We start from the raw sequence: 17116 nt of genomic DNA, 5'->3' as shown, positions 1-17116 counted from the left end.
TACTTTTTGCATTATACTTCACGAAATTTGATGCTTTAGGTTCACAGCAAAGACAAAGGAATGCGCGCAATCCGTTCGCTTCACTCACCTTCCCGTGACGCTTCTTACAATGGGGTTGAGCGGCCAGACGGAAGCACACACTATTAGTCATCCCGACGAACAAGGAACTGCCATGCCCACCGAACGCATTACCTTTGCCGGTCACGACGGCAACCAATTGGCCGCGCGCCTGGATTTGCCGGACGGACCGGTTCTGGCCACGGCGCTATTTGCGCATTGTTTCACCTGTTCCAAAGACATCCCTGCCGCGCGCAGGATCGCGGCCCGACTGGCGGCAATGGGCATCGCCGTGCTGCGATTTGATTTCACCGGGCTGGGTCATTCCGGTGGGGAATTTGCCAACACAACCTTTACCTCCAATGTCGAAGACCTGATCGCCGCCTCACATTATCTGGCGGGCCGCAACATGGCTCCGGCATTGCTCATCGGCCATTCGCTGGGTGGTGCGGCTGTGTTGCGCGCCCGCGCTGGAATTCCCAGCGTCAAGGCCGTGGTCACTTTGGGTGCACCCGCAGATCCGGGCCATGTAGCGCATCACTTCGAAGATGCGCTGCCGGAGATCAAGCAGGCTGGATCGGCGGACGTGATGTTGGGCGGGCGTCCCTTCCGCATTGGCAAAGCTTTTGTGGATGATATTTCCGAAGCAGCCCTGATGCCCGCTATCGCAGATCTGAAGGCCGCTTTGCTGATCTTGCACGCCCCTCGGGACGAGACCGTAAGCATCGACAATGCCAGCACAATCTTTCTGGCCGCCAAACACCCCAAGAGCTTTGTGACCCTCGACGATGCCGATCACCTGATTACCCGCGCATCCGATGCAGAATACGCGGCGGACGTGATCACCGCGTGGGTGACGCGATACGTCAAGCTCTGCCCGCCTGCCCCGCCACCGGGGGCGCCCGAAGGTGTCGTTCGAGTGACCGAAGCTGATCCGGAAGGGTTCCTGCAGGACATTCAGTCCGGCCCACGCCACCACGCCGTCGCGGACGAGCCCGCCTCATACGGCGGCACCGACCGAGGCATGTCTCCCTATGGATTCGTGTCGTCTGGTCTTGGGGCTTGCACATCGATGACCATCCGCATGTATGCGCGGCGCAAGCGGTGGCCGCTGAAAACCGTTTTAGTCGATGTGTGCCACAACAAGGTCCACGCACAAGATGCCGGGCTGGCCAACGAAGGAAAAGTCGATCAGTTCCGCCGCAAGATCCGCCTTGAAGGTCCGCTGACGGCCGAGCAACGCGCGCGACTGCTGGAAATCGCGGACAAATGCCCGGTCCACAGAACCTTGGAAGGGTCAGCCCAGATCACGACGGAATTACTGGACTGACCCGCTAGCTCAGCGCCGCCCTGCGGGGCGGTGAATGGGTGGCCGAGCCGCCGGAGGCCGTGCGACTGGTGGTCTTGGACGGTTCGGTGGTCGGGACACCGGCGGTCTGTTCGGTGGCTTGGCGATTGGCGGAACAGGACGCGCAGGTGGACGTCCATCCGGCGGTCTGGGTCGATCCGGTCGGTCGATGTCTATATCTACATCCACGTCGTGATAGTAGTCGTTCCACAACATCGAGTCGTAGAAGGGGTCATACCCGTATCCCACGCCAACGGTGACGCCATCACAGGCCGAAAGCGTCAGTGTGGCAGCACCCAATCCAAGGGCAAGGGTTGCACGTTTGATCAATTTGCGTGTCATGTGCGCCTCCTCACTGAAGGGACCGGAACGACGCGAACACGGCGTTCAGGTCGTTCACATAAGCTGGATCGGCGCCGTCGCGCAGGATCGCCACGGCAATGGCTACGCGCCCCCTCGGCAAGTCGATCACTGAAACCGTAAAGTTAACACCACGTCCTTCGCGATTGCCGGTCCCGCGAATAACCCGTGCGGGCAATCCGCCGATACGCGTCGTGGTGGTTTCGGATACGGTCGGATCCTTGACCAGAAACCTGTCTATGTCTTCAAGATACCGCAGACCGCCCTCGATCGAGGCCACGCCGGCAGGCGACACAAAGCCCATCCAGACATTATCGTCCGTGACTGGCCGCATCCCCATGACCCGAGCCACGGCACGTGCATCGCCCAGCTCGGTATCTTCAATTTCGCGCGGGCCACCGGTGCGCAGCGCCCAGAAGTCGGGCACGGAAAAGCCGAATAGCGCGCGTCCATTGTCCGTATAGGTAACCGGAGTGTCGGCGGATGCCGTCCCGCCGCTCAGCATAAGCGAAGCACAAACCGCGAGTGCCGAAGCTAATTGAATACGCATATCTCAATAACCTAATGATTTCATTGAATGCAGATTGACCTGCAGTGGCCCCTTTTGTCCAGCATTCCAATGTGCGGGCACAAAAAACCGCGCCGGGATATCTCCGGGCGCGGCTTCGTCAGATTTGGATTGGTTGGAAATTACGAACGAGCGTCGCCCACCAGTTTCCACAGGCCAGGGATCAGCAGTGCAGCCAGCACCAGCTTGATCGCGTCGCCCACCAAGAAGGGTGTCAGACCCCACTGCAGGATCGGCTGGTCCCATCCGTACAGCTGACCCAGCCACAACAGACCGGGCACGTAGATCGCGACATTTGCCAGAACCAGAGCCAACGCCATCTTGCCGAACGAACGGTCCCAGCCTCGCGCGGCCAGTGCGCCCAGCAGAACGGTTGCCAGAAGGTAACCGACCAGATAACCGCCGGTACCGCCTATCATGTAAGTCAGACCGAATTTCTCAGCCGAGGAACCTGCGAACACATCAAAGCCCAGCGCGCCGATCAGCAGGTAGCCCAGCATGGTGGCCAGACCCAGACGCGTGCCATAGGCGGTGCCAATGGTCAGCACGGCAAAGGTGCCCATCGTGATCGGGACGGGCCACATCGGGACCTTGATCTTTGCGGCAATTGCAAGCGCCAGAATACCCAGAGCGACCAGCACAACCTGTTTGACGCGCAGCGCGGTGCCTTCGCGCGGGCCAATCGCATTGGCCAGTACATTCGCATTCATTCTTATGTCTCCACCTATTTTCAACTGCAGAAATGCCCGCTCAGAGCTTTGACTGCAACATGATTACGCTATCTTAACCGATATTCGGTGCTCATTTCATAAGATTTTCTAGGTCCCGAGACGATCCAGCGCACTGACCAGACCGGCCAGGCCGAAAAATCGTAGACAGCATCGTAGCTGTCGGGCGGGCAATCGTGGTGGTCAGACGCATGTGCCTGCCCCAAGGCCAGCCGGTGAAAATAGCGGCCGTCGTCAAAATGTATGGCAATCGTCGCACCCGCTGCTTGCCACAGGTACCTGCGCGTGCCTTTCATCTCGGCTTGCCCCGGCACACGCAGCGTGACCTCTTCGTCGTATGTCAAGCCGTCCTCGGTCGGGCTCAGGACCGTGTGACCATCGGCCTGCACCACCTGCCCCGCCTGCGTATCCAGAATGGTCCGGGTCAGGCTCCAATGGCCTTCGAAATCCGACAGATTGCGCGGCAGGCTCATTCGACGAGTGTCCCGTCGGTCGTGGCACCGCTATCATCCACGAACCGGATCACATCCCCGCTTTGCTGGACATCATAGCAAGCCCAAAAATCCGAAGGCGGCCAGACCGAGCAATAACGATCCTCGCTCACTGCCCACCGCCCGGCGCTGGGTCCGCCCGAAAAATACTGTGTCAGCATCGTATCCTCGAAGGTCTGCCAGATACCATCCCCGTAATCGAGCTTCTGTCCGGTCAATACCGACAGAATTTCATCCCCCGTCAGCGTTCTGAACTCCTCTGCCACCAGAAAACCGGGCCAAAGGGCCAAAATCAGGGCAAACCGTCTCATATTCGCACTCGCGCCTTGTTCCTTTGTCTGCGCGGGTTTAAACCCCGCCGCAACGCCTCCTGCCAAATCACAATAAGGTGCCGCTGCCAATGATTCCACGCTATTCCCGCCCCGATATGGTCGCCATCTGGTCGCCCGAATCCAAGTTTCGCATCTGGTACGAGATCGAGGCCCATGCCTGTGACGCCATGGCGAACTTGGGTGTGATCCCGCGCGAGAATGCCGAGGCCGTCTGGAAAGCCAAAGACGTGGAATTCGACGTGGCTCGCATCGACGAAATCGAAGCGGTTACCAAGCACGACGTCATCGCCTTCCTGACCCATTTGTCCGAACATGTCGGCAGTGAAGAGGCGCGTTTTGTCCATCAGGGCATGACCAGCTCGGACGTACTCGACACATGTTTCAACGTGCAACTGACCCGCGCCGCCGACCTGCTGATCGCAGATCTAGAAGGTCTGCTGGCTGCCCTAAAACGCCGCGCGATTGAACACAAGGATACCGTCCGTATCGGTCGCAGCCACGGCATCCACGCAGAGCCAACCACCATGGGCCTGACTTTCGCGCGTTTTTACGCCGAGATGGACCGCAACCTGTCCCGCATGCGCGACGCCCGCGCTGAAATTGCCACTGGCGCGATCAGCGGCGCGGTCGGTACCTTCGCCAATGTCGACCCGCGTGTGGAAGAGCATGTCTGCGACCAGTTGGGTCTGGTGCCTGAGCCGATTAGCACTCAGGTCATCCCGCGCGACCGTCATGCTGCATTCTTTGCCACGCTGGGGGTTATCGCCAGCAGCATCGAGAACGTCGCCATCGAAATCCGCCACATGCAGCGCACCGAGGTGCTGGAGGGGGCCGAGTTCTTCTCGATGGGTCAGAAAGGCTCCTCGGCCATGCCACACAAGAAAAACCCGGTTCTGACCGAGAACCTGACCGGGTTGGCCCGCATGGTACGCGCGGCAGTGATCCCGGCGATGGAAAACGTGGCGCTCTGGCACGAGCGCGATATCTCGCATTCCTCGGTTGAACGCATGATCGGGCCGGATGCCACGATCACACTGGATTTTGCACTGGCGCGACTGACAGGCGTGATCGACAAGATGTTGATCTTCCCCGAGAACATGATCGAAAACATGAATAAGTTCCCCGGTCTTGTGATGAGCCAGCGGGTTCTGCTGGCGCTGACACAAGCAGGTGTCAGCCGCGAAGATGCCTATGCCATGGTTCAGCGCAACGCGCTGAAAGTCTGGGAACACCGCACCGATTTCAAAGAAGAACTGCTGGCAGACGCGGACGTCACCGCCGCGCTGAGCCCTGAAGAAATCGAAGAGAAATTCGATCTCGGCTATCATACCAAACACGTTGATACGATCTTCGCCCGTGTGTTCGGCGAATAAACCGCGATTGATCAAATGCTTCGCAGGGCCCGGTTCGCGTGACGTGATCCGGGCCCTGCTCTTTTGCCAGACAGGCCAAAACAGGCTATGATGCCCGCGTATGTCCGGACAGGAGAAACACGATGATCCGCACTTTGATTTGCGCTTTGGCTCTTAGTTGTTCAGCTTCCGTTGCTTTGGCCTGCAGTGGCCATTCCAAGCAAACCCAGTCCTGCGCGCCGGGCACGTATTGGGATGCAGAAACCCATACCTGCACCAAAATTGTGAATAGCTGAGAAAAAATCTTCCTATTCGTGAATAAACGCGAGCCTTCGGTTGTTAGCTTTTGAGAAGAACGCACTATGCTTTCTGTAAGTAGCCCATACAACGGAGTAGGAATATGCGCCTAGTACTCGCTTCAGCCATCGCCCTTCAGGCCTTCGCATTCGCGCCGGTCGCGATTGCCGCTGGTGGCGGTGACAGCAGCCCGCCAAAGCCGACCAACACGACCAAGAAGTGTTTCTTCGGTCGCGTCTATGACAAAGACGCCGGACGGTGCGTGAAGCCGGACAAGACCAACTTTACTGAAGACGAACTTTACGACGCTGTGCGCGAACTGGCCTATGACGGACAGTTCGAAAATGCACAGGACATCCTGCGCATCATGGATCAGGATGATGATCGCGTGTTGACCTACTGGGGTTTCACCTACCGCAAAATGGGTGAGCTTGATCTGGCGAATGCCTTCTATTCGAACGCCATAGAGGCAAATCCCGACAACATACTGGCGCGCAGCTATATGGGTCAGGGCTTTGTCACCGAGGGCAAAACCGATCTTGCCATCGCACAGTGGCGCGAGATCAAGGCGCGCGGCGGTGAAGGCACCTGGGCCGAGGCATCCCTGCGCGAGGCGATCCGCACCGGGCTGACTTACAACTACTAAACTTCAGCCTTTCTTTACCCGACTCTCCGTAATCTGCCTGTGGAACAGAAACTTGGCACCACAGGCAGATGCAGGACACAAACTCTTTGGTTCAACTGGCACCGGGGACATCAAAACCCGCAGCCGACGCCCAGAACGACGCGCCCCGCGTCGTCCCCAAGGCGCTGAGCAACCGACAAAAAGCCGCCGTCGTTGTGCGCCTTTTGTTGAATGAGGGTGCGGATATCCCCCTGGAAGAACTTCCCGACGATTTGCAGGAAAAGCTGACGCACCAGCTGGGTCAGATGGGCCTTGTGGATCGCATCACGCTGGCATCCGTCGCACATGAATTTGCCGAAGCGCTGGACAGTGTCGGCCTGTCTTTTCCACATGGGTTGGCCGGTGCTTTGGATGCTGTCAGCGACAAGATTACGCCAGCAACAGCGGCCAGGTTGCGGAAAGAAGCCGGGGTGCGCCAGGTCGGGGATCCGTGGCAACGGCTGCGCGAAATCCCGACAGAAGATTTGGCCGCCATCGCTCTGGCCGAAAGCACTGAAATTGCGGCGGTCATGTTGTCCAAGCTTGAAACTGCGAATGCCGCGCAACTTCTGGGTCACCTGCCCGGCCCGGTCGCGCGGCGCATCACCTATGCCGTGTCCAAAACAGCCAACATCACGCCCGAGGCGGTTGAACGGATTGGCTGGTCGTTGGCGGCGCAACTTGATCGACGCCCCGCCACGGCCTTTTCGGATGGCCCCGGAGCGCGGGTCGGTGCGATTCTGAACCAATCAGCCGCAGCGACGCGCGACGGGCTTTTGACGGCCCTGGATGAAGAAGACACCGACTTTGCAGCTTTGGTGCGCCAATCAATATTCACCTTCGCCCATATCCCGGCCCGCATCCTGCCCCGGGACGTGCCTGCGATTCTGCGTGGCGTGGAACAGGCAGACCTTGTTACCGCCCTGGCCGGAGCCCAGGGCGAAGATGACAAATCAGCGGTCGAGTTTCTGCTGTCCAACATGTCCACGCGTATGGCGGATAACCTGCGCGAAGAAATCACCGAACGCGGCAAGGTGAAACTGTCCGAAGCCGAAGACGCGATGACCCTAGTCGTTGTTGCAATTCGAACACTGGTGGATGAAGGCGCACTAGCGTTGATCGAAGAGTGACCGGCAAGTCCGATCCGGCAAGTCAAAGCATGGCTTTGGTTTGCAACGCTTGTGGTTGCGGTTTCCGCCTTGTATGTCTTGCCCGGCAAATCGCAACAGCCGGTGAGACCTATTCATGCCCGTCGAAAAGTCGGAACTAAGCCGCACAGAGCTTAGAAAATACTACATCACTGGATTGTTCATGAAGGGCGTCATCGGGACCTTGCGGTTGCTGCCCTATGAAGCTCGCCTGGCCACCATGGGCGTAATCGCACGTGGACTTTCACCGTTGATCGGCTTTACCAAACGCGTGCGCAGCAACTTGAAATTGACCCGCCCTGACCTGTCAGAGGCCGAGGTCAACAGAATTTGCAGTGCCGTTCCGGACAATGCCGGTCGCGCGATTATGGAGCATTTTTCGCCCGAAGGGTTCACCGAACGCCAGCGCACGGCAAAGGTAAGCGGTTCGGGTGTTGCCGCATTTGACACTGCCGTCGCCGAAGGGCGACCGATCATGATGATCACCGCGCATTTTGGTCACTATCTTGCAGCACGCATCGCCCTGCAGGAACGCAGCGGTCAACCGATTGGGTGCCTCTATCGCCGCATGGCGAACCCTTATTTCAACGACATGTATGTCGAGGCGTTCCATAAGACCGGCTCGCCGATGTTCGAACAGGGCCGCCGCGGAATGGTCGAGATGGTGCGTTCGCTCAAGAAAAATGAGATCATCGCGATCGTATCCGATCTGCACGCACATGGCGGTGAAGAGCTGACATTCTTTGGTAAGCCCGCCGTGACCTCAGTCCTGAATGCAGAACTGGCAATGAAATACAACGCCGTCCTGATCCCGTGTTACGCGGTGCGGCAACCAAACGGCGTGGATTTCGAAATCGTGCTGCACGAACCGGTGCCGCACACAGACCCCAGAACCATGACCCAGTTCACCAATGACGATCTTGAGGCTATGGTAAGACAGCATATGGGTCAGTGGTTCTGGATCCACCGGCGCTGGAAAGCCTGGAACGGTTTGGGCGTTCAGCCCGAGGATATGCCCTGATTACTTGACCCGCGCTGCTGCCACAATCGGGCCGTGCCCTGCCCTTTGCACCAGCACAACTGCCGGAAAATCTGTGTCGACGATTACCGAAAACGCCTGAGGCGCGACACCGTCCCATTGACCTGCCATATGCCAGGCCTCGACAACATTGGCATAGTCCAGATCGTGGCCAGCCAGCTCTCCGCGTCGGATCGAGGCATGGCGCATAGGTGAATACTGAATGACCCGGATGTCATAGGTTTCTCCGGCCGGCAGTTCGACCGGCGTCACATCCACCGATACGTCTTCGCCCGAGCGCACGGCCGTCACGGATGCTTGCGGGGCGGCCTTGAGATGCGCATTGATCAGGCGATCCAGTTCCCGGGATTGCACCCCGACCACATCCTGCTGGCCATTCACCACCATCTGAGGCGTATAGATCATCGACCGCCCACCTTCTCGCGCATAAGTGCGCTGGCGCAGAGTGTGATCCGGGTCTGCATATTCATCCTTCCAGCCGATGTAGTCCCAGTAATCCACATGTAGTGCCAGGCCGATCACATCGTCGCGTTTGGCCAAATCATGCATGATCCGGTCGGCAGGCGGACAGGACGAACAGCCCTGAGATGTGAACAACTCAACCACAACCGGGTCGCCCTCGGCCAGGGCTGCTGTGGAGAGAAACAAGGAAACTAGCGCTGTTTCGCGGATGGATCTGAACATTACGGGTCTCGGGCCTTTGGCTGGATGTACCGACCGGTTTAAACGCAAGCCCGTTCAACCTCCAATCAACGTTTCTTGAGACATGCGACCATCGTTACCCTTAAATTTTGTGTGCAATGGTATACATAACTCAACAAGCTCATCACCTTGGTCCTTGAACCAAAGGCTTTGGTGATGCAGATAACTATTAGCGAATCCCGGGATCTAAGTCATTTCAGAGGGAGGCCACAGATGCCCATCAAAGTCGGACAAGATACCGCCAAAACACGCCGCAACCTTAGCGTGAATGGCAAATCCATTTCATATTACTCGATCCCTGCCGCGCAAGAGGCTGGTCTGGGTGATTTTTCCAAGCTTCCCGCCGCGCTGAAAGTGGTTCTGGAAAACATGCTGCGGTTCGAGGACGATGGCTTTTCCGTCGCGGTCGACGATATCAAAGCCTTTGGCGAATGGGCACGTAATGGCGGCAAGAACCCGCGCGAGATTGCGTATCGCCCTGCCCGCGTGTTGATGCAGGACTTTACCGGCGTTCCGGCTGTTGTTGACCTAGCCGCAATGCGCGATGGCATCAAAGGGCTGGGCGGCGATGCGCAGAAGATCAATCCACTGAACCCTGTTGATCTGGTCATCGACCACTCGGTCATGATTGATGAATTCGGCAACCCGCGCGCGTTCCAGATGAATGTGGACCGTGAATATGAGCGCAACATGGAGCGTTACCAGTTCCTTAAATGGGGGCAATCGGCATTTAACAACTTCCGCGTTGTTCCCCCCGGAACCGGTATCTGCCATCAGGTGAACCTTGAATATCTGGCCCAGACCGTCTGGACCGACACCGACCAGAACGGCGACGAAGTCGCCTACCCCGACACGCTAGTTGGTACCGACAGCCACACCACGATGGTCAACGGCATGGCCGTTCTGGGCTGGGGTGTCGGCGGGATTGAGGCCGAGGCCGCGATGCTGGGCCAGCCGATCTCGATGCTGATCCCTGAGGTTGTAGGTTTTGAGCTGACCGGCGCGATGCTCGAAGGCACCACTGGCACTGACCTTGTTCTGAAAGTCGTCGAGATGCTGCGCGCGAAGGGCGTGGTGGGCAAATTCGTCGAGTTCTACGGGAGCGGTCTGGATCGTCTGCCGCTGGCTGACCGCGCAACGATTGCCAACATGGCCCCCGAGTATGGCGCGACCTGCGGTTTCTTCCCAATTGACGGCGAGACCCTGCGCTATATGCGTAACACCGGCCGGGATGAGAATCGTCTGGCACTTGTCGAAGCTTATGCCAAGGAAAACGGCCTTTGGCGTGATGAGAACTACGCGCCCATCTACACCGACACTCTGACGCTGGACATGGGCACGATCGTTCCCGCAATCTCGGGGCCAAAACGTCCACAGGACTATGTTGCGCTGACCGACGCCAAAGCTGCCTTTACCAAGGAAATGGCCGAAACCTTCAAGCGCCCGATGGGCAAGCAGGTCGTGGTCAAGGGCGAAAACTACGGCATGGAATCGGGCAAGGTTGTGATCGCCTCGATCACCTCCTGTACCAACACTTCGAACCCTTATGTGATGATCGGTGCCGGCCTAGTCGCAAAAAAGGCGCATGAGCTAGGCTTGAACCGTCAGCCGTGGGTCAAAACATCGCTGGCCCCCGGTTCGCAGGTTGTGTCTGAATACCTTGAGGCGGCTGGCCTGCAGCAGCATCTGGATGCCATCGGGTTCAACCTGGTTGGTTATGGCTGCACCACCTGCATCGGCAACTCTGGCCCGATCCAGCGGGAAATCAGTGAAGCAATTGCCGAGGGCGATTTGGTCGCCACATCCGTTCTGTCTGGCAACCGCAACTTTGAAGGCCGGATTTCGCCGGACGTGAGGGCCAACTATCTGGCCTCGCCGCCACTGGTCGTGGTCTACGCACTGGCTGGCACCATGGATATCGACCTGACATCCGAGCCGATCGGCCAGGACAAGGACGGCAATGACGTCTTCATGAAGGACATCTGGCCAACCCAAAGCGAAATTGCCGAGCTGGTGCAAGAAACTGTCACCCGCGAAGCGTTCCAGTCGAAATATGCGGACGTCTTCAAAGGCGATGAGAAATGGCAGAGCGTTGAGGTTCCGCAACAGGAAACCTATGACTGGCCGCCGACTTCGACCTATATCCAGAACCCTCCCTATTTTCAGGGGATGGGTGCCGAGCCGGGCACGATCACAAATATCGAAGGGGCCAAGGTATTGGCGGTTCTTGGGGACATGGTCACGACCGACCACATCTCACCCGCAGGGTCTTTTGCAAGCACCTCGCCTGCCGGTCAGTACCTGATCGAACGTCAGGTGCAACCGCGTGAGTTCAATTCCTACGGTTCCCGCCGCGGCAACCATGAGGTCATGATGCGTGGTACCTTCGCCAACATCCGCATTAAGAATGAAATGCTGGACGGCGTCGAAGGTGGCTATACCAAAGGTCCTGACGGCGAGCAGGCTTCGATCTACGACGCTTCGATGGCCTACCAGGAACTAGGCCTTCCGCTAGTCGTCTTTGGTGGCGAGCAATACGGCGCCGGTTCATCCCGGGACTGGGCTGCCAAAGGCACGGCCCTGCTGGGCGTCAAAGCCGTGATCGCCGAAAGCTTTGAGCGTATCCACCGGTCCAACCTGGTTGGCATGGGCGTGATCCCGTTCGAGTTCACCGGCGGCGACACCCGCAAGACACTGGGCCTGACTGGCGATGAAACAGTATCGATCCACGGCTTGGATTCGGTCGAGCCGCTGCAAGAGGTGCCCTGCACCATCATTTTCGGCGACGGAACCGAGAAAACAATCACGCTGAAATGCCGGATCGATACAGCGCCCGAGATCGAATACATCGAAAACGGCGGCGTGCTGCAATATGTGCTGCGGAACCTTGCCAAGGAAGCTTAAAGCAACAAAGCCCCGGCCAATGCGCCGGGGCTTTTTCTTGAGTGCCAGCGCCACCAGCACCAATAAGAAATAGAGCGCGTGCCGCAGGCACGCTCCGCTTGGCAACGGTTCAGATCACTGGCCGGCTTTTTCCAAGGCAGGGCGGATCGTGCTTTCAATCACGCGCTGCGTGATCGGACCGGCAAAGCGCAGAATGATCGTGCCCTCTCCGTCGATTACATAAGTTTCCGGAACACCGTAGAGACCCCAGTCCAGCGCCATGCGTCCTTGCTCATCCCGTCCGATGGCCTCGTAAGGGTCGCCCAGTTCGGTCAGAAAACCTTCGGCATTGGCCAACTGATCCTTGTAGTTGATGCCATAGACCGGGATGCCCTCTTCGGACAGCGCCTCAAGATTGGGATGCTCAGCCCGACAGGGTGCGCACCAGCTGGCCCAATAGTTGACCAGCTTGACCTCACCATCACGCAAAGTGGCATCGTCGAACAACGTTTTGCCCGGAAACTCTGTCAGAACGACAGGTGGCGCGGGCTGCCCTTCGCGTGCAGATGGCAAAGCATCAGGGTCGTCGCGGAACATTCCAATGCCTGCCAGAACGGCAAAAGCGCCGAAGATCAACGGCGGCGCAATCATCAGGGGTGAGATTTTAGCCATTGCGCGACATCCTGTGTTCGACCTTTTCCATTTCCGCCCGGACTTTGCGCCCGCGCATTACGCTGAGAACGACCAGTGCAATCAGCAACCCCAGCGAGGCAGCATAGGACCACAGGACCGCGTCGGCATATTTTCCAAGATCTGGGATCATCCGTTTAGCCTTTCTCGCGCCAGCAGCGCCTTGATCCGTCGCGCCCGGATTTCTGTTCCTGTGCGATACAGAACCAACGCAATGAACAGCAGCACAAATCCGATGATGCACAGCAGCAGCGGGTAGAAATAGATGTTGCTGACCTTTTCTTCGGTATCCGCGCCGGTGACGGCTGCGGCGCGCATCACGGATGCCCCCTGATGCAGGCCTTGGTTCCAGAAGTTCACCGCATAGCGGCTGAGCAAGGCAAAAACCGAACCCACCAGACACAGGACCGAGGTCAGATCGGCGGCTGTGTCGGCATCTTCGATCGCTTCCCAAAGCGCCACGTAGCCCAGATAGAACAGGAACAGGATCAGGAACGCGGTCAGGCGAGGATCCCAGGCCCACCACGTGCCCCACATCGGTTGCCCCCAGATCGCGCCGGTTGCCAAGGCGACCATTGTCATCACGATACCGACCGGCGCAGCCGCCCGGGCTGCCAGCGCGCTGACATGGTGACGCCGTACAAGCCAGATCAGCGAGGTCGCCAGCATCATCAGCCAACAATTAATCGCCATCAGCGCCGCAGGCACATGCAGATAGATGATCTTGACCGTCGAGCCCTGTTTGTAGTCATCCGGTGTGAAGAAAAAACCCCAAACCAGCCCAACGAACAGACACACAAAAGAAGTCATCCAGAAGAACGGCAGGATCCGCTCGCTGGTCGCGAGGAATTTGCGCGGGTTGGCGTATTCCCAGAGGGTATTGGCTTTGGCTGCGATAGACATGGGCTCTATTTAGTCCGACTCGTGTTTGTTCTCAATTGACATCAGTCAAACTGCGACAGCGTCACCGAAGGTTGATCCGCAATACTGCTGCGCTGGCAAAAGGCAACAGCGCAATCGTGGCGGCGGTGATCCCCGCCAGCATCAAAAGCGGCGTCTGAGTTTCCATCCCCGTGGCACCACGGCGCGCGACCTCGGCCCCGAAGATCAGTGTGGGAACATAAAGCGGCAGAACAAGCAATGACAACAATAGACCACCACGCTTTAGGCCGACTGTCAGAGCTGCGCCAAAGGTCCCGATTACACTCATGGCCGGGGTGCCGACCAAAAGTGAGATCACCAACCAGAAAAATCCCGGCACCGGCAGGTTCAACAGCACACCCAGAAACGGCGCGGCCAGAACCAGGGGCAAACCCGTCGTTAACCAGTGGGCCAGCGCCTTGATCGTCACAACCGCCTCAAGCGGCAAGGGCGCCGTTGCTAGGAGGTCAAGCGATCCGTCTTCCCAATCCAGCGCAAGCAGACGATCAAGCGACAACAGGCAAGCCAACAGCGCGCCCAGCCAAAGCACACCCGGCGCAATTGTCGACAGCAGCGAAGATTGCGGGCCGACAGAGAACGGCACCAGAACGGTTACAATCAAAAAGAATGCAAGGCCAAGACCAAAGCCCCCACCCGCGCGGAAGGCCAGTTTCAGGTCGCGCAGCAGCAGTGCGATCACAGGAAGCCTCCGTCAAAGTCGTCGATAGGTTTTGGCTTGGCTTTGTTAGGACCCACATCCAAAACCGCCCCGTCCAGGCCCAGGTCAATATGGGTTGCGATCAGGGCCGAACCGCCCTGCCCCAGATGGGTACGAACAGCATCTGCGAACATCTGTACGGCGTCCTTGTCCAGTGACACGGTCGGTTCATCCAGCATCCAGATCGGCCGCCCGGTGACCAGCATCCGGGCCAGTCCAAGGCGACGTTTCTGCCCGGCGGACAGGTTTCCCGCATGGCGGTCCGACAGCTCGTTCAAAGCAAAGGCATCCAATGCCGGTTGGATGTCATTTGTTCCAAAGACCGAGGCCCAGAAGATCAGGTTTTCCACAACCGTCAACGTTGGCTTCAACCCATCGGAGTGAGAGGCGTAGGCGATCTGATCTTCGGCCCCGTCTATGGTTCCGCTCAACGCCGGCTGCAACCCCGCCAGCGTGCGCAGCAAGGTCGTTTTTCCGATCCCGTTCGGTCCACGCAGGATCAATGCCTGACCGGGTCGAAGCGAGAAGTTCAGCCCCTCGAGCACGGGGATGCCCCCGCGGGTGATGGCAAGATCGGATACGGTCAGTGTCATACGGTCCGGCTTATCTTATTGCGCATAGGGGCAAAAGGCGGGATTTGCCGCAGGGTGACACCTGATCCGCTTTCAAAGGACCGCGGTAGCGAGGGGCCAGCCCCTCGCTCTCTCCGGGGTATTTTTGGCCAGATGAAGCGGTTCCTGTCAGGTGGGAAGCAAAGCCAGCGCGATGCGGCGGCCTTCGGAGAGCAGTACATTATAAGTCCGGCAGGCTGCGGGTGAGTTCATGATCTCAACGCCCATGCCGGCCTGCTCGAGCGCCGTTCGAAGGTCAGAGGGGATGTGGGCCAGATCAGCGCCCGTTCCGATCAACAGGACATCCACATGCCCAGCCAATGCAAGCAAAGAGGATTGATCGTCGTATCCGCCCCAACCAGTGGTGCCCGATGGACCGGTTAGAACCGCCCCTTGGTGAACCTGGCCACCAATACGGAAAAAGCCGGGCCCGTAGCCATCAACCGGTGTTGCGTTGTTATATGTGATCTCATTCAACCGCATGGATATCTTCTATGCCCCAAAGCGGCAGGCCCGACAAGGCAGCAAGGGCGATGACCACATAAGCCGCGGCACGGTAGAGCTTTGCCCTTTCCGGATTGAATAGCCATCCGCCCAGCCAATTGCCCAGAAGGTTCGGGGCGGACAGAGCCAAACCCAAAACGACACTGTCGAGGGTCACACGCCCCATGCCGGACAGGAAGCCAAAGATGAGAAAATCGAATCCAAAAAGGAACAGCAGGATTGTGGCCCGGATAACCTCTACAGGAAGTGGGCGAGACATGTAGAACAAGATCACCGCCGGTCCAGGCAACCCAGCGACGCCACCGAGAAAGCCCGCAGCGCCACCGATTGCGGTCACCATCGCGCGCCGCACGCGGCCTTGATAGCGTAATCCGAGGATCAGGATTGCAAGCATGAATAAGGCCAGAAAGCTGACCGCGTATCGAAAAACCTCAGGTTCGACCTGCGTAAGGACCCACAGGCCAACGGGCAGGACCAGGGCGCAGCCCAGCAGTAACCGTGCCAGGTCGCCGCGGTCCACGACGCGCCACGTCCGTCGCAGGTTGGGGAGTGGCCCGAAGATATCCATGATCGTCAGTCCGATCAGCGCCCCAAACGGGCCGAGGAACGGTGTGGCCAGAGGTAAAAAAATCAGCGCGGTGCCAAAGCCGGAAAACCCGCGAACGATGCCACCCAGTGTCGCTGCAAAAAGTATAACGGCCAGCCCCGTGGGGGACTGGCCGAGAAGATCAGGCATCCACATTTGCGAACTGGTTGCCCGCGTTGTTGGACGGCTTCGACCAGTCGCGCTTGACGCCCAGCCACAGCAGGATGGTCGAGGCCACAAAGACCGAGGAATACGTCCCTACGATCACGCCCCAGATCATCGCGAAAACAAAGCCGCGGATCACGTCCCCGCCCAGCACATAAAGCGAGATCAGCGCTAACAGGGTGGTAACCGAGGTCATCACCGTCCGGCTGAGCGTTTCGTTGATCGAGATGTTCAGAACCTCTTTCAGGTCCTTTTTCTTGTATTTCCGCAGGTTCTCGCGAACACGGTCAAAGACGACCACGGTGTCGTTCAGCGAATACCCCACGATGGTCAGCAATGCCGCGATGATGGCCAGATCGAACCGGATTTGCAGTTCCGAGAAGATGCCGATGGTGAGGATTACGTCGTGAACCAATGCGGCCACCGCGCCCAAGGCGAACTGCCATTCGAAACGCAGCCAGATATATACCAGCACCGCCCCGATCGCCAACACCACCGCGATAACCGCAGTTTGGATCAGCTCACCGGAGACTTTGGGGCCGACGGATTCAACGCTTTCAAATGGTAATTTGAGGCCTGGATCAGCAGCGGCAAGCACCTCGCCGACCTGAGTGATCACGTCCGATGTAACTGCCTCGGCGTCTTCTTGCGCCTGGATACGGATCATCGCGACATTCTCATCCGGTCCAAAGTTTGGATCGAAGATCTCTGTGATTGTCACATCCCCCAATTCCAACGGGGCAAGGGCGTCACGATAGACTCCAACATCAATCTCTTGGGTGCTTTGCGTCCGGATCGTTGTGCCACCGCGGAAGTCGATGCCGAAGTTCAGCCCCTGAAGCATGAAGGACGTGAACGCCACGATCATCATCAAAGCCGAGATACCCAGCCAGATTTTCCAGCGGCTGAAGAAATCGAACGAGGTATTCTGGGGTACGAGTTTCAGTCTCAT

Annotated in this window: 20 protein-coding genes; 6 read left to right on the top strand and 14 right to left on the bottom strand. The window is 58.2% G+C overall.

Annotation, left to right across the window (positions count from 1 at the left end; translation table 11 throughout):
• Positions 1-172 precede the first annotated feature (172 nt).
• A complete protein-coding gene (locus AC2FI8_RS05640) occupies positions 173-1387 on the top strand; it encodes a bifunctional alpha/beta hydrolase/OsmC family protein (protein WP_496766957.1) in 1215 nt (404 codons plus the stop codon).
• Between the two features lie 9 nt (positions 1388-1396).
• Here AC2FI8_RS05640 and AC2FI8_RS05635 read toward each other — a convergent pair whose 3' ends face one another.
• The 5 genes from AC2FI8_RS05635 to AC2FI8_RS05615 all read right to left on the bottom strand — a co-directional run bounded on the left by AC2FI8_RS05635 (position 1397) and on the right by AC2FI8_RS05615 (position 3863).
• Complete coding sequence (locus tag AC2FI8_RS05635) at positions 1397-1747, bottom strand: hypothetical protein (RefSeq protein ID WP_082649311.1); 351 nt, start codon at positions 1745-1747, stop codon at positions 1397-1399.
• A gap of 10 nt (positions 1748-1757) precedes the next feature.
• Complete coding sequence (locus AC2FI8_RS05630; RefSeq protein ID WP_496723474.1) at positions 1758-2315, bottom strand: hypothetical protein; 558 nt, start codon at positions 2313-2315, stop codon at positions 1758-1760.
• 140 nt (positions 2316-2455) lie between these two features.
• Positions 2456-3043 (bottom strand): biotin transporter BioY, encoded by a 588-nt coding sequence (locus AC2FI8_RS05625; protein ID WP_496777714.1) that lies wholly within the window; start codon positions 3041-3043, stop codon positions 2456-2458.
• A 68-nt stretch (positions 3044-3111) separates the two neighbouring features.
• Positions 3112-3534: a DUF6314 family protein gene (locus AC2FI8_RS05620; protein WP_496777712.1), complete on the bottom strand. Its 423-nt coding sequence runs from the start codon at positions 3532-3534 to the stop codon at positions 3112-3114.
• On the bottom strand, positions 3531-3863 hold the full coding sequence (locus AC2FI8_RS05615; protein ID WP_496777710.1) for a hypothetical protein: 333 nt from the start codon (positions 3861-3863) through the stop codon (positions 3531-3533). The genes AC2FI8_RS05620 and AC2FI8_RS05615 overlap by 4 nt, the downstream gene beginning before the upstream one ends.
• Positions 3864-3952: 89 nt before the next feature.
• On the opposite strand from AC2FI8_RS05615, the gene purB reads away from it, so the two are divergent.
• The 4 genes from purB (at position 3953) to AC2FI8_RS05595 (ending at position 8366) form a co-directional block, all read left to right on the top strand.
• Positions 3953-5257, top strand: a complete 1305-nt coding sequence (gene purB / locus AC2FI8_RS05610) for an adenylosuccinate lyase (protein ID WP_496777708.1) — start codon at positions 3953-3955, stop codon at positions 5255-5257.
• Between the two features lie 379 nt (positions 5258-5636).
• Positions 5637-6179: a tetratricopeptide repeat protein gene (locus AC2FI8_RS05605; RefSeq protein WP_496723484.1), complete on the top strand. Its 543-nt coding sequence runs from the start codon at positions 5637-5639 to the stop codon at positions 6177-6179.
• A 68-nt stretch (positions 6180-6247) separates the two neighbouring features.
• The gene (locus AC2FI8_RS05600) at positions 6248-7327 is read left to right on the top strand and encodes a flagellar motor switch protein FliG (RefSeq protein WP_496777705.1); all 1080 of its coding nucleotides are present in this window, start codon (positions 6248-6250) and stop codon (positions 7325-7327) included.
• 115 nt (positions 7328-7442) lie between these two features.
• Positions 7443-8366, top strand: a complete 924-nt coding sequence (locus tag AC2FI8_RS05595) for a lysophospholipid acyltransferase family protein (RefSeq protein WP_496766951.1) — start codon at positions 7443-7445, stop codon at positions 8364-8366.
• Here the strand turns inward: AC2FI8_RS05595 and AC2FI8_RS05590 are convergent, their stop codons facing one another.
• Positions 8367-9068, bottom strand: a complete 702-nt coding sequence (locus AC2FI8_RS05590; RefSeq protein ID WP_496777701.1) for a DUF1223 domain-containing protein — start codon at positions 9066-9068, stop codon at positions 8367-8369.
• 231 nt (positions 9069-9299) lie between these two features.
• On the opposite strand from AC2FI8_RS05590, the gene acnA reads away from it, so the two are divergent.
• Positions 9300-11990, top strand: coding sequence for an aconitate hydratase AcnA (gene acnA / locus AC2FI8_RS05585; RefSeq protein WP_496777699.1), 2691 nt, complete (start codon positions 9300-9302; stop codon positions 11988-11990).
• A gap of 114 nt (positions 11991-12104) precedes the next feature.
• Here acnA and AC2FI8_RS05580 read toward each other — a convergent pair whose 3' ends face one another.
• The 8 genes from AC2FI8_RS05580 to secF all read right to left on the bottom strand — a co-directional run bounded on the left by AC2FI8_RS05580 (position 12105) and on the right by secF (position 17116).
• On the bottom strand, positions 12105-12641 hold the full coding sequence (locus AC2FI8_RS05580; protein WP_496740451.1) for a DsbE family thiol:disulfide interchange protein: 537 nt from the start codon (positions 12639-12641) through the stop codon (positions 12105-12107).
• Positions 12634-12792 carry a heme exporter protein CcmD gene (ccmD, locus tag AC2FI8_RS05575; protein ID WP_496723495.1) on the bottom strand — a complete coding sequence of 53 codons (159 nt, stop codon included), beginning with the start codon at positions 12790-12792 and terminating at the stop codon, positions 12634-12636. Before ccmD ends, AC2FI8_RS05580 begins: the two co-directional genes overlap by 8 nt.
• Positions 12789-13562: a heme ABC transporter permease gene (locus tag AC2FI8_RS05570; RefSeq protein WP_496777697.1), complete on the bottom strand. Its 774-nt coding sequence runs from the start codon at positions 13560-13562 to the stop codon at positions 12789-12791. Before AC2FI8_RS05570 ends, ccmD begins: the two co-directional genes overlap by 4 nt.
• Positions 13563-13623: 61 nt before the next feature.
• A complete protein-coding gene (ccmB, locus tag AC2FI8_RS05565; RefSeq protein ID WP_496723499.1) occupies positions 13624-14280 on the bottom strand; it encodes a heme exporter protein CcmB in 657 nt (218 codons plus the stop codon).
• Positions 14277-14891 carry a heme ABC exporter ATP-binding protein CcmA gene (gene ccmA / locus AC2FI8_RS05560; RefSeq protein WP_496777695.1) on the bottom strand — a complete coding sequence of 205 codons (615 nt, stop codon included), beginning with the start codon at positions 14889-14891 and terminating at the stop codon, positions 14277-14279. Before ccmA ends, ccmB begins: the two co-directional genes overlap by 4 nt.
• A 147-nt stretch (positions 14892-15038) precedes the next feature.
• Positions 15039-15392 (bottom strand): Mth938-like domain-containing protein, encoded by a 354-nt coding sequence (locus tag AC2FI8_RS05555; RefSeq protein WP_496777693.1) that lies wholly within the window; start codon positions 15390-15392, stop codon positions 15039-15041.
• Positions 15379-16149, bottom strand: coding sequence for a sulfite exporter TauE/SafE family protein (locus tag AC2FI8_RS05550; protein ID WP_496766947.1), 771 nt, complete (start codon positions 16147-16149; stop codon positions 15379-15381). Before AC2FI8_RS05550 ends, AC2FI8_RS05555 begins: the two co-directional genes overlap by 14 nt.
• A complete protein-coding gene (gene secF, locus AC2FI8_RS05545) occupies positions 16142-17116 on the bottom strand; it encodes a protein translocase subunit SecF (RefSeq protein ID WP_058277475.1) in 975 nt (324 codons plus the stop codon). Before secF ends, AC2FI8_RS05550 begins: the two co-directional genes overlap by 8 nt.

This window comes from Ruegeria sp. CDSB029 (assembly GCF_059611125.1).
The sequence above is the reverse complement of the archived record's forward strand: the minus strand, read 5'-3'. Positions and strand labels throughout refer to the sequence as shown.

Excerpts from the sequence above, each read along its gene's own strand:
- AC2FI8_RS05640 (WP_496766957.1), top strand. The coding sequence starts at position 173 with ATGCCCACCGAACGCATTACCTTTGCCGGTCACGACGGCAACCAATTG.
- AC2FI8_RS05635 (WP_082649311.1), bottom strand. The coding sequence starts at position 1,747 with ATGACACGCAAATTGATCAAACGTGCAACCCTTGCCCTTGGATTGGGT.
- AC2FI8_RS05630 (WP_496723474.1), bottom strand. The coding sequence starts at position 2,315 with ATGCGTATTCAATTAGCTTCGGCACTCGCGGTTTGTGCTTCGCTTATG.
- AC2FI8_RS05625 (WP_496777714.1), bottom strand. The coding sequence starts at position 3,043 with ATGAATGCGAATGTACTGGCCAATGCGATTGGCCCGCGCGAAGGCACC.
- AC2FI8_RS05620 (WP_496777712.1), bottom strand. The coding sequence starts at position 3,534 with ATGAGCCTGCCGCGCAATCTGTCGGATTTCGAAGGCCATTGGAGCCTG.
- AC2FI8_RS05615 (WP_496777710.1), bottom strand. The coding sequence starts at position 3,863 with ATGAGACGGTTTGCCCTGATTTTGGCCCTTTGGCCCGGTTTTCTGGTG.
- purB (WP_496777708.1), top strand. The coding sequence starts at position 3,953 with ATGATTCCACGCTATTCCCGCCCCGATATGGTCGCCATCTGGTCGCCC.
- AC2FI8_RS05605 (WP_496723484.1), top strand. The coding sequence starts at position 5,637 with ATGCGCCTAGTACTCGCTTCAGCCATCGCCCTTCAGGCCTTCGCATTC.
- AC2FI8_RS05600 (WP_496777705.1), top strand. The coding sequence starts at position 6,248 with ATGCAGGACACAAACTCTTTGGTTCAACTGGCACCGGGGACATCAAAA.
- AC2FI8_RS05595 (WP_496766951.1), top strand. The coding sequence starts at position 7,443 with ATGCCCGTCGAAAAGTCGGAACTAAGCCGCACAGAGCTTAGAAAATAC.
- AC2FI8_RS05590 (WP_496777701.1), bottom strand. The coding sequence starts at position 9,068 with ATGTTCAGATCCATCCGCGAAACAGCGCTAGTTTCCTTGTTTCTCTCC.
- acnA (WP_496777699.1), top strand. The coding sequence starts at position 9,300 with ATGCCCATCAAAGTCGGACAAGATACCGCCAAAACACGCCGCAACCTT.
- AC2FI8_RS05580 (WP_496740451.1), bottom strand. The coding sequence starts at position 12,641 with ATGGCTAAAATCTCACCCCTGATGATTGCGCCGCCGTTGATCTTCGGC.
- ccmD (WP_496723495.1), bottom strand. The coding sequence starts at position 12,792 with ATGATCCCAGATCTTGGAAAATATGCCGACGCGGTCCTGTGGTCCTAT.
- AC2FI8_RS05570 (WP_496777697.1), bottom strand. The coding sequence starts at position 13,562 with ATGTCTATCGCAGCCAAAGCCAATACCCTCTGGGAATACGCCAACCCG.
- ccmA (WP_496777695.1), bottom strand. The coding sequence starts at position 14,891 with ATGACACTGACCGTATCCGATCTTGCCATCACCCGCGGGGGCATCCCC.
- AC2FI8_RS05555 (WP_496777693.1), bottom strand. The coding sequence starts at position 15,392 with ATGCGGTTGAATGAGATCACATATAACAACGCAACACCGGTTGATGGC.
- AC2FI8_RS05550 (WP_496766947.1), bottom strand. The coding sequence starts at position 16,149 with ATGCCTGATCTTCTCGGCCAGTCCCCCACGGGGCTGGCCGTTATACTT.
- secF (WP_058277475.1), bottom strand. The coding sequence starts at position 17,116 with ATGAGACTGAAACTCGTACCCCAGAATACCTCGTTCGATTTCTTCAGC.